The organism is Saccharopolyspora sp. NPDC002578 (assembly GCF_053592695.1).
Window position 1 is genome coordinate 1 of record NZ_JBSFWJ010000118.1, and the last position, 10,586, is coordinate 10,586.

The 10,586-nt window shown below is 70.3% G+C and carries 9 protein-coding genes; all 9 read right to left on the minus strand.

The genetic code is table 11. From position 1 onward, the window contains the following. Positions 1-95: 95 nt before the first annotated feature. A complete protein-coding gene (locus ACWD38_RS29105; RefSeq protein WP_184478111.1) occupies positions 96-2,405 on the minus strand; it encodes a RelA/SpoT family protein in 2,310 nt (769 codons plus the stop codon). A gap of 187 nt (positions 2,406-2,592) precedes the next feature. After that, positions 2,593-3,138 (minus strand): adenine phosphoribosyltransferase, encoded by a 546-nt coding sequence (locus ACWD38_RS29110; protein ID WP_184478110.1) that lies wholly within the window; start codon positions 3,136-3,138, stop codon positions 2,593-2,595. After that, positions 3,138-4,364, minus strand: coding sequence for a protein translocase subunit SecF (gene secF, locus ACWD38_RS29115; RefSeq protein WP_184478109.1), 1,227 nt, complete (start codon positions 4,362-4,364; stop codon positions 3,138-3,140). The genes ACWD38_RS29110 and secF overlap by 1 nt, the downstream gene beginning before the upstream one ends. A gap of 2 nt (positions 4,365-4,366) precedes the next feature. Beyond that, on the minus strand, positions 4,367-5,959 hold the full coding sequence (gene secD, locus ACWD38_RS29120; protein WP_184478108.1) for a protein translocase subunit SecD: 1,593 nt from the start codon (positions 5,957-5,959) through the stop codon (positions 4,367-4,369). 560 nt (positions 5,960-6,519) lie between these two features. Then, complete coding sequence (gene yajC / locus ACWD38_RS29125; protein WP_450125343.1) at positions 6,520-6,945, minus strand: preprotein translocase subunit YajC; 426 nt, start codon at positions 6,943-6,945, stop codon at positions 6,520-6,522. 221 nt (positions 6,946-7,166) lie between these two features. Then, complete coding sequence (ruvB, locus tag ACWD38_RS29130; RefSeq protein ID WP_450125344.1) at positions 7,167-8,261, minus strand: Holliday junction branch migration DNA helicase RuvB; 1,095 nt, start codon at positions 8,259-8,261, stop codon at positions 7,167-7,169. Next, positions 8,258-8,860, minus strand: coding sequence for a Holliday junction branch migration protein RuvA (gene ruvA, locus ACWD38_RS29135; RefSeq protein ID WP_450125345.1), 603 nt, complete (start codon positions 8,858-8,860; stop codon positions 8,258-8,260). The genes ruvB and ruvA overlap by 4 nt, the downstream gene beginning before the upstream one ends. Continuing rightward, positions 8,857-9,444, minus strand: coding sequence for a crossover junction endodeoxyribonuclease RuvC (gene ruvC, locus ACWD38_RS29140; RefSeq protein WP_184478105.1), 588 nt, complete (start codon positions 9,442-9,444; stop codon positions 8,857-8,859). Before ruvC ends, ruvA begins: the two co-directional genes overlap by 4 nt. Positions 9,445-9,671: 227 nt before the next feature. Continuing rightward, positions 9,672-10,178, minus strand: coding sequence for a DUF4262 domain-containing protein (locus ACWD38_RS29145; RefSeq protein WP_184478104.1), 507 nt, complete (start codon positions 10,176-10,178; stop codon positions 9,672-9,674). Between the last annotated feature and the right edge of the window lie 408 nt (positions 10,179-10,586).

Consider the following 10,586-nt stretch of genomic DNA (forward strand, 5'->3'; position numbering starts at 1 on the left):
GTGGCGGAGCCACTCGGGAAAAAGATCCCGCAGCGAGGAAGCCGCTGAGGTTCCGCTACCCGGACACCCAAGCCAAAACGACCGGGCGGGCCCGGTCACGCCGCAGACGTAACCCTGTACACGTCGTAGACGCCTTCGATGTTGCGTACTGCCTTGAGGACGTGGCCGAGGTGCTTCGGGTCGCCCATCTCGAAGGAGAACCGGCTCACCGCTACCCGGTCCTTCGACGTGGTCACCGACGCCGACAGGATGTTCACCCTCTCGTCCGCGAGCACCTTCGTGACGTCGGAGAGCAGCCGGTGCCGGTCGAGCGCTTCCACTTGGATGGCGACGAGGAACACCGAGGACGCCGACGGCGCCCAGTACACCTCGACCAGCCGTTCCGGGGATTTGCGCAGGTCGTCGGCGTTGGTGCAGTCGGTGCGGTGCACGCTGACGCCGCCGCCGCGGGTGACGAATCCGAGGATCTCGTCGCCGGGCACCGGGGTGCAGCAGCGGGCGAGCTTGGACCACACGTCGCCGGCGTCCTTGACGACCACGCCGGAGTCGCCGGTGCTGCGGCGCCGCTGCTGCACGGTCGACGGGGTGGAGCGTTCGGCGATCTCGTCTTCGGCCTGTTCGACGCCGCCGATGAGCGCGACGAGCCGCTGCACGAGGTGGTGCGCGGAGACCTGCCGCTCCCCCACCGCCGCGTACAGCGCGGTGACGTCGACGTAGTGCAGTTCGCGGGCGACGGCCGCGATGGAGTCGGCGGTGACGAGGCGCTGCACCGGCAGGCCGAGCCTGCGGATCTCCTTGGTGATGGCTTCCTTGCCGCTGTCGATGGCCTCTTCGCGGCGTTCCTTCGCGAACCACTGCTTGATCTTCGCCTTGGCGCGCGGGGAGGCGACGAACGACAGCCAGTCCCGGCTCGGCCCGGAGCCTTCGGCTTTGGAGGTGAAGATCTCGACGACTTCGCCGTTCTCCAGCTTCCGCTCCAGGGCGACCAGGCGGCCGTTGACGCGGGAGCCGATGCAGCGGTGCCCGACCTCGGTGTGCACCGCGTAGGCGAAGTCCACCGGCGTCGACCCGGACGGCAGCGTGATCACGTCGCCCTTGGGGGTGAACACGAAGATCTCGCGGGTGGCGAGGTCGTAGCGCAGCGATTCCAGGAATTCGCCGGGGTCGGCGGCTTCCCGCTGCCAGTCCAGCAGCTGGCGCATCCAGGCCATGTCGTCGACTTCGACGGCCGATTGGCCGCCGCTGCCGTTGCGGCCCTTGGTCTCCTTGTAGCGCCAGTGCGCGGCGATGCCGTACTCGGCGGTGCGGTGCATCTCGCTGGTGCGGATCTGCACTTCCAGCGGCTTGCCTTCGGGGCCGATCACCGTGGTGTGCAGCGATTGGTAGACGCCGAAGCGGGGTTGGGCGATGTAGTCCTTGAACCGGCCCGGCATCGGCTGCCACAGCGCGTGCACCACGCCCATCGCGGCGTAGCAGTCGCGCACCTCGTCGACGAGGATCCGCACGCCCACCAGGTCGTGGATGTCGTCGAAGTCGCGGCCTCGGACGATCATCTTCTGGTGGATCGAGTAGTAGTGCTTGGGGCGGCCTTCGACCTTCGCGGCGAGTCGCGCGGTCCCGAGCTGGGCGGAGAGCTCGTCGGTGACGGTGCGCAGGTAGGTGTCGCGGGAGGGGGCGCGGTTGGCGACCAGGCGCACGATCTCGTCGTACTTCTTGGGCTGCAGGATGGCGAAGGCCAGGTCCTCCAGTTCCCACTTGATGGTGGCCATGCCGAGGCGGTGCGCGAGCGGGGCGAGCACTTCGAGGGTTTCGCGGGCCTTGCGGGCCTGCTTCTCCGGCGGCAGGAAGCGCATCGTGCGCATGTTGTGCAGCCGGTCGGCCAGCTTGATCACCAGGACGCGCGGGTCGCGGGCCATCGCGATGATCATCTTGCGGATGGTCTCGGCTTCGGCCGCCGCGCCCAGCTTCACCTTGTCGAGCTTGGTGACGCCGTCCACGAGGTGCGAGATCTCGTCACCGAAGTCCGCGCTGAGCCGCTCGACCGAGTAGTCGGTGTCCTCGACCGTGTCGTGCAGCAGCGCCGCCACCAGCGTCGTGGTGTCCATCCCCAGTTCACCCAGGATGGTGGCGACCGCCAGCGGATGGGTGATGTAGGGATCACCCGATTTGCGGCGCTGGTGGCTGTGCTTGTCCTCGGCGACGTCGTAGGCGTGCTGCAGCAGTGCCAGGTCGGCGTGCGGATGCAGTTCGCGGTGCACCGCTGCCAGCGGCTCCAGCACTTGCTTGACCTCCGCGGCGCGCTGCGCCGTGATCCGTCTGGCCAAGCGGGCACGTACCCGCCTGGTAGCCGAGGCGGGACGCACCTGCTCGGTTGCTGAGACAGGAGACTCGACGTCTTGGCTCACCGCTCGCTCCCGGGCATGGAGGGGACGTTGCACCCGGATCCTGAGGTGGTCACGACCCGGGCATCGAGAATAACGCCGTTCGGGCTACCGCCCCTCCCCGGCCGTCCCCCGAAACGTTGAACGGTCACTCTCAGCTTTGAGGCGACGTCAACACTTCACCGGAGCCGATCAGCTTCGCTGAAGATCGTCACACCGCCAGCAGCGCGTGCACGTCCGCGCCGAGCACCCGGTCCCGGCCGCCCAGCGCCGTCAGCTCCAGCACCACCGCCGCGGCCGAGACCTTCGCGCCCGCTCGCCCGAGCAGTTCGCACGCGGCGTTGAGGGTGCCGCCGGTCGCCAACACGTCGTCGACGACCAGAACGCGCTGACCAGCGCTGATGGTGTCGGCGGCGAGCTCCAGGCTTGCCGTTCCGTACTCCAGCGCGTAGTCGATGCGGTCGGCCACCTCCGGCAGTTTGCCCGGTTTGCGCAAGCCCACGACACCGGTGCCGTAGGCCTGCGCGACGGCCGCGCCGACGAGGAAACCGCGTGCTTCGACCCCGGCGACGACGTCGAACTCGTGGCCTTCACCGAGCGCGGTGACGACCGTCGAGAGCGCCTCGCCGTCGGCCAGCAGCGGACTGATGTCGCGGAACAGCACACCCGGTTCCGGGAAGTCCGGGACCTCCCGGATCAACCGCGACGCCTTGCTCAAGGTGGGATGAATCACCCGCACCACGTCGGAATCCGCCATCAGCGACGCTTCTTCCCGGTAGGACGGCTCGACTTGCCCGCCGGGCGGCGGCGGGACTGCGGCCCCGGCTCCCCGGACTTCTTGCCGACCGGAACGCTCGTCACCGAGGACGCGCCGGCCAGTTCCCGCTCCGGAGCGTCCTGCTGCGGCTCGTCGGGGACGGGCTCGCCCGCCTCCTTCGCCGCGGCCTTCGCCCGGCGCTGGCGCACCTTCGCGGCCTGCTGCTGGTACTTGCGGTCGCGCATCTTGAAGTCCACCAGCAGCGGCGTGGCCAGGAAGATCGACGACACGACACCGGCGATCATGCCGACCAGCTGCACCAGGGCCAGGTCGCGCAGCACGCCCACGCCGAGCAGCCACGCACCCACCACGAGCAGACCGGCCACCGGCAGCAGCGCGATCACCGAGGTGTTGATGGAGCGCATCAGCGTCTGGTTCACCGCCAGGTTCGCGGCCTCCGGATAGGTGCGCCTGGTCAGGCCGAGCAGGCCGCGGGTGTTCTCCTTGACCTTGTCGAACACCACGACCGTGTCGTAGAGCGAGAACCCGAGGATCGTGAGCAGGCCGATCACCGTGCTCGGCGTGACCTCGAACCCGATCAGCGCGTACAGCCCGGCCGTGACGACCACGTCGTGCAGCAGCGCGATGAGCGCGGCGACCGCCATCCACTTCTCGAAGTAGAAGGCCAGGAACACCGTCACCAGCACGAGGAACACGCCGAGCGCCAGCAGAGCCTGCTGGGTGATCTCGCCGCCCCAGGTACCGCTGACGGCGCTGTCGCTGACCGCGGCCGGGCTGGGCTGCCCGTCGGTCCCCAGCGGCTTGAGCTGGTCGAACAGGGTCTCCTTGACGTCGGAGACCTGCGCCGGCGTCAGCGATTCGGTCCGGACCTGGATGGTCTGGTTGCCCGCGGTGCCCACGAGCTGCACCGTTTCGGCGCGGTGCCCGAGCGCGTCCTGGAACGCGTCCTGGACCTGGTCCGTGCTGATCGGCCCCTGCGCTCCGACCGCGGGCACCTGGAGCTTGGTGCCGCCTTCGAAGTCGATGCCCAGGTTGAAGCCCTTGATGCCCATCCCGGCGATGCACACCAGGACCAGCAGGCCCAGCGAGACGTACCAGCGGAGGCGCTTGCCGACGATGTCGAACGCGCCGTTGCCGATGTAGAGGCGTTCGAAGACGCTCGTGCGCCGGGTGCCGCCGTCATCGGCGGTGCTCTGCGTGGCCACCGTCAGGCCTCCTTCGCGGTGGAAGCTCCCCGGCGGCGCGCGGACCGCTGCTCAGCGGCGAGGCGCTGCACCGAGCCGAGCCCGGACACCGAGGGCTTGGACAGGAACTTGTTCTTCGATGCCAGCGCCACCAGCGGGTGCGTCACCAGGAACACCACGACGAGGTCGAGCACCGTGGACATGCCGAGGGTGAACGCGAAGCCCTTCACCTGGCCCACCGCGAGCACGTAGAGCACGGCGGCGGCCAGGAAGCTCACCGCGTCGGCGGACAAGATGGTGCGCCGCGCCCGGATCCACGCCCTGGGCACCGCGGACCGGAAGGTCCGGCCTTCCCGGATCTCGTCCTTGAGGCGTTCGAAGAACACGATGAACGAGTCGGCGGTGATGCCGATGGCGACGATGAAACCGGCGATGCCCGCGAGGTCGAGGGTGAAGCCGATCCACCTGCCGAGCAGCACCAGCACGCCGTAGACGACGCCACCGGAGAGCACCAGCGAGAGCACGGTGAGCACGCCGAGCAGCCGGTAGTAGGCCAGGCAGTACGCCGCGACGAGGATCAGGCCGATGCCGCCCGCGATGAGGCCCGCTTCCATCGAAGCGACGCCCGCCGTCGCGGAGACCGTCTCGGCTTCGGACTGGTCGAACGCCAGCGGCAGCGAGCCGTACTTGAGCACGTCCGCCAGGTCGGTGGCGGTCTGCTGGTTGAAGTCGCCGTTGATGTTGGCGCTGCCGCCGAGCAGTGCTTCGTTGATCCGGGGCGCGGACACGACCTCGCCGTCGAGCACGAACGCGGCTTGCTGCCCGACGTTCGCCGAGGTGAAGTCCGCCCAGCGCTTGCCGCCTTCACCGGTGAACTCCAGGTTCACCGTCCAGCCGGGGTTCTGCTCGTTCGGCGGCATGGCCGCCGCGTTGGCGATGTCGGTGCCCGGCATGAACACCGGCTCCAGCACCAACTTCTGCGTCTTCTCCTGGTCGCAGGCGACCAGCGGCAGCTTCGGGTCGGCGTTGCCGCGCAGCGGGTCCTCCGCGTTGCAGTCCAGGGCCTGCAAGGCCTGCATCTGCACGTTCGGGTCGGTGCTCTGGCGGGTCTTCTTCGCCTCGTCGATCGCCGCCCGCTGCGCCTCCGGGTCCGCCTGCGAGGGCGGCTGCTGGGCGTGCGCGGCCTGCGGGGCCGTCCCGGACGGCTGTCCCGGCGGAGGCGGCGCCTGCACGGGCGCCACCATGTTCGGCACGACCTTGCGGAACTCCAGTTCCGCGGTCTGACCGAGCTGCTTGGCCTGGTCACCGCCCTCGCCGGGCACGGTGATCACCAGGTTGGAGCCGTCGAGGTTGACCTCGGAACCGCTGATGCCCATGCCGTTGACGCGGGTCTCGATGATCTGCCGCGCTTGGTTCAGCGATTCCTGCGGCGGCGGCTCCCCGTTCGGGGTGCGCGCGGTGAGCGTCACCCGGGTGCCGCCCTGCAGGTCGATGCCCAGCTTCGGGTGGGGCTTCTGATCGCCGGTGAGGAACACCAGTCCATACAGCGCCACGACGATCAGCGCGAAGATCGCGAGGTAACGCCCTGGGCGGATCTGCCCGGCCGGAGGTGCCACGGTGCGTCGGTCTCCTGTCCACGGTCTACGAATCGGTCGGAACACCGGATGCGCAGGGCGAAGCGCCCGCGATCTGATGCCCCGGATGATCGGTCACGCCGGAAGGCCGGAACGACCGTTGATCACAGTACGCGCCCGAACAGCACGAGCACGCCGGACGATCTAGGAAAGCCCGCTTCCAGTCTGCCAGGTGAGCCCTGACCGGGGTCGCGAGGGGCGGGCCCGCAAGGCTGCGATCTGCGAATACCGCCCGCAACGGGCAGAGCGGACGAGCGGCGCGAGCGGGCCGGGCCAGGCACCTCGCGGTTCGTAAACACGCCACGTCTCAACGAGCGGGACGGAGCAAATTCGGCAGCGACACCGAAAAATCGCATCGATGAGATCTCGATTTTCCGGCGACTCCGACTTCACCGCGTGAATTCCGCGAATCGGCGCCGGAACAGGCGGGAGCCGGAGTCGCCGCCACCACGGCGGCGACTCGACGGCTCCGGCCGAAACCCGGCACCTGTCGGTCACCGGGAGCGCGGCGGGCGGCCGGTGCGGTCACCGGCCGTTCCGGTTCAGCTGGTCTTCTGCTTCTCGATCGGCTCGGCGACCTCGGCGGTGGACTCGGAGGCGGGCACCTCGGTGGTGTCCTTCTCGTCCTTGACCTCGGTCTTCTCCGCGACCGGAGCCTCGTCCCGCTCGGTCTCGGCGTCCTCGGTGGTCGCGGTGTCCTCGGCGTCGGTGACGACCTTCTCGCGGACCGCGGCGCGCACCCAGGTGGTGACGACGCCCGGCGCGATCTCCAGGTCGATGCTGTCGTCCGTGCTCGACACGACGGTGCCGAACAGGCCGGAGGTCGTCATCACCCGGTCACCCGCCTCGAGCGAGTTCTGCAGCTTCTGCTGCTCCTGCATGGCCCGCTTCTGCTTGCGCGCCTGCAGGAACATCGGCACGGCGAGCAGCACGATCAGCAGGGGCAGGAACAAGGATTCCAAAGACATAATGCTCCGTTCGGCGGATGCCGTGGGGACGGCCCTGGCCACCAGCCGGGGGCGCCCGAATTGTTCGGATATAGCGCTTCCAGTGTGCCAGCCATGTCGATGGGCCCTGCGCCGCCCGCCGACCGCGAGGGGCCGAACCGATCTCCGGCGAGGCCACCGGGGCCGTCAACGCGGCGCAGCCTATCGCTAGCGGAGTGCCCGGTCTCACAAGCCCCGACGGACTACTCGAACAGGGCGGCCTGGGACTCGCCGGGGGCGTGCGGGGGCGGGGTGAGCCCGACGTGCTGCCAGGCCGCGACGGTCGCGACGCGCCCGCGGGAGGTGCGGGCGAGCATGCCCGCGCGGACCAGGTACGGCTCGCAGACCTCCTCGACCGTGGTCGGTTCCTCCCCCACGGCCACGGCGAGGGTGGTTACGCCCACCGGACCGCCGTGGAAGGACCTGACCAGGGCGGACAGCACCGCGCGGTCGAGCCGGTCCAGGCCGAACTCGTCCACGTCGTAGACCTCCAGCGCGGCTCGCGCCACCTCCAGGGTCACCGCTCCGTCGGCGCGCACCTCCGCGTAGTCGCGGACCCGGCGCAGCAGGCGGTTGGCGATCCGGGGGGTGCCGCGCGAGCGGCGGGCGATCTCGGTGGCGCCGTCCGGGCGCAGGTCCACGCCGAGGATCCCGGCGGAGCGGCGCACCACCAGTTCCAGCTCGTCCGGCGTGTAGAACTCCATGTGCGCGGTGAAGCCGAACCGGTCCCGCAGCGGGCCGGTGAGCGTGCCGGAGCGGGTGGTGGCGCCGACCAGCGTGAACGGGGCGATCTCCAGCGGAATGCTGGTGGCCCCGGGACCTTTGCCGACGACGACGTCGACGCGGTAGTCCTCCATCGCCAGGTAGAGCATCTCCTCGGCGGGCCGAGCGATGCGGTGGATCTCGTCGATGAACAGCACATCGCCCTCGGCGAGGTTGGACAGCATCGCCGCGAGGTCGCCGGGCCGTTCCAGCGCGGGGCCCGAGGTCACCCGGATCGCCGCGCCGAGCTCCGCCGCCATGATCATCGCGAGGCTGGTTTTGCCGAGGCCGGGCGGCCCGGAGAACAGCACGTGGTCGGGCTGTTCCCGGCGGTTGAGCGCGCCGTGCAGCACCAGTTGCAGCTGTTCGCGCACCCGGGGCTGGCCGACGAACTCGGCGAGCCTGCGCGGGCGCAGCGTGCTCTCGACGTCCTGCTCGGCCGGTTCCTGCTGCGGGTCCAGCGGTCCCTCACCCGGCAGCGCTCCGGGCAGGGGTTCGTCGTCGAAGGACTCGTCGTCGAAGGACACGTCGCTCATCGCGGCCCCAGCGTGGCGAGCGCCTTGCGCAGCACCGCCGAGGTGTCGGCGGGGGCGCCGTCGGCGGAGAGCACCGCCTCCACGCTCTGCTCGGCCTGCTTCGCGGAGAAACCGAGGCCCACCAGCGCTTCGGCGACCTCGGAGCGGACCCGTCCGCGGTCGGGCGCGCCCGCCTGGACACCGGAACCGCTGCCGGCGAGCGTGCCGACCTTGTCGCGCAGTTCAAGGATCAGCCGTTCGGCGCTCTTCTTCCCGATGCCCGGCACCTGGGTGAGCGTCGTCAGGTTCCCGTCGGCGAGCGCGTGGCAGAGCTGCTCCGGCGAGAGCACCGCCAGCGTCGCCAACGCCAGCCTGGGCCCGACACCGGAGGCGGTCTGCAGCAGGACGAACAGGTCCCGCGCCTCCGCGTCGGCGAAGCCGTAGAGGGTGAGCGAGTCCTCCCGGACGATCAGCGTCGTCGCGAGCAGCGCTTCCTCACCGCGGCGCAGCCCGGCGAGCGTGGCCGGGGTGGCGTGCACGGCGTAGCCGAGGCCGCCGACGTCGACCACGGCGTGATCCAGCCCGATCGAGAGCACCGGGCCGCGTACCGAAGCGATCATCGTGTGGGGTCTCCTCTGCCTGCCGAGGAACGCCGGGCGTCCCGCAGCCGTTGACGGTGCGCCTTGGCGAGTTCGGCGGCCTTGGCCTCCGCCGCGGCCAGCCGGGAGGTCATCGGCGCCCGCCACAGGTGGCAGACGGCCAGTGCGAGCGCGTCGGCGGCGTCGGCGGGCCGCGGCGCCTCGCTGAGCCCGAGGACCTTGGTGACCATGAGCGTCACCTGGCGCTTGTCGGCCCGGCCCGAGCCGCTGATGGCGGCCTTGACCTCGCTGGGCGTGTGGAACGCGACGGGCAGCCCGCGGCGGGCGGCGGCGAGCGCCACCACTCCGGAGGCCTGCGCGGTGCCCATCACGGAACGCACGTTGTGCTGGCTGAAGACGCGTTCGATGGCCACCACCTCGGGCTGGTGGGCGTCCATCCACTGCTCGACGGCGTCGGCGACGGCTTTGAGCCGCATCGGGAGCTCGTCGCCGGGCGGGGTGCGCACGACACCGACCGCCACGCAGGAGATGTGCCGGTTCCGCCCGCCGTCGACCACGCCGATCCCGCAGCGGGTCAGCCCCGGGTCGACTCCCAGCACACGCACGACTTCCTCCTCGGCACTTCGAACATCGGGGTCGGGATCATCAGGCTCAGGATCATCGGGGGTCGATCATCCGCGTTCGGAGTCGTCCGCGCGACGGGCCCGCCCCCTCAGACGAGGCGGGAACACCCGTTCGACACCTTACGCGCCGACCGCGCCGGTCCCCCCGTACGACACACCCGATGATCACCCGTCCGCGCGGTCCGCGCCGCACCGCCCCCTCCGGACGCTCAGGGGCCGTCGACGCCGGGCGTCCAGTACTCCGGAGCGCCGCTGTCGGTGAGCACCGGCTGGTACTCGGCGAAGCCGCCCGGCGCGTCCGGCTGCCACGGGAAGGTGCCGTCCGGCGCGGACACGATCAGCTGCAGGGCGGGGAAGGTCGCGCCTTGGTAGACGGCGAACGCGCTGCCCAGGAACTCCGGGAAGTGCCGCGTGGCCACCCGTTCGAACGTGACCGGGCAGCCTTCCAGGAACCCGGCGTAGAGCTGCCCGGGCGTGAAGCGCTCCCCCGCGGACGCGCGGGCGACGTAGGTGTCGACCACCGCCTGCGCCACGTCGCGGGGCAGGCCGATAACCACGACCTCCGGCTTGCCGAAGCGTCTCCACGCCCCGACGGAGAACGCGTACGCGGCACCGGCCTCGTCCGCCGCCACGTGCACCACCGCGGCCCCTTGCCGCTCCGCGGTGCTCACCAACCACTGCCGCAACTGCTCTTCCGTCTCGGCCACGAGCCCCATTCTGCCGATTCTCATCCGAACGGGGGAACCCCCGACACCAGGACTCCCCCCAGCACGAACACCCGCAACCGAGGAACCCGATCCCCCGACAACCGAAGCCACGCCTGCCTCGCGGCCAAAGGCCGCGCCTCTAGCGGCGAAGCCGTGCCTTGGGCGGCGAAGCAAGCCTGCTCGGCGGCGTAGCCGTGCCTCGCGGCGAAGCCGTGCAGTGGGCTGCGAAGCCAAGCCTGCCCTGCGGCCGGAGGCCGTGCCTGTATGCGCGTCAGCGCATAGCCCACGTCGAAAAGCCGACCACCCGCGGGTTCTCAGCTTCCTTCTCGCGAGGACGGCTTTTTCCCTCGTGGCGGAGCCACTCGGGAAAAAGATCCCGCAGCGAGAACACAACAGGGTCCAAGAGTTCGCAGGTAC

What these genes read in the sequence shown, in the direction of transcription:
- ruvA (WP_450125345.1), bottom strand. Translation starts at nt 8,860, where the DNA reads ATGATCGCTTCGGTACGCGGCCCGGTGCTCTCGATCGGGCTGGATCAC.
- ruvB (WP_450125344.1), bottom strand. Translation starts at nt 8,261, where the DNA reads ATGAGCGACGTGTCCTTCGACGACGAGTCCTTCGACGACGAACCCCTG.
- yajC (WP_450125343.1), bottom strand. Translation starts at nt 6,945, where the DNA reads ATGTCTTTGGAATCCTTGTTCCTGCCCCTGCTGATCGTGCTGCTCGCC.
- ACWD38_RS29145 (WP_184478104.1), bottom strand. Translation starts at nt 10,178, where the DNA reads ATGGGGCTCGTGGCCGAGACGGAAGAGCAGTTGCGGCAGTGGTTGGTG.
- ACWD38_RS29110 (WP_184478110.1), bottom strand. Translation starts at nt 3,138, where the DNA reads ATGGCGGATTCCGACGTGGTGCGGGTGATTCATCCCACCTTGAGCAAG.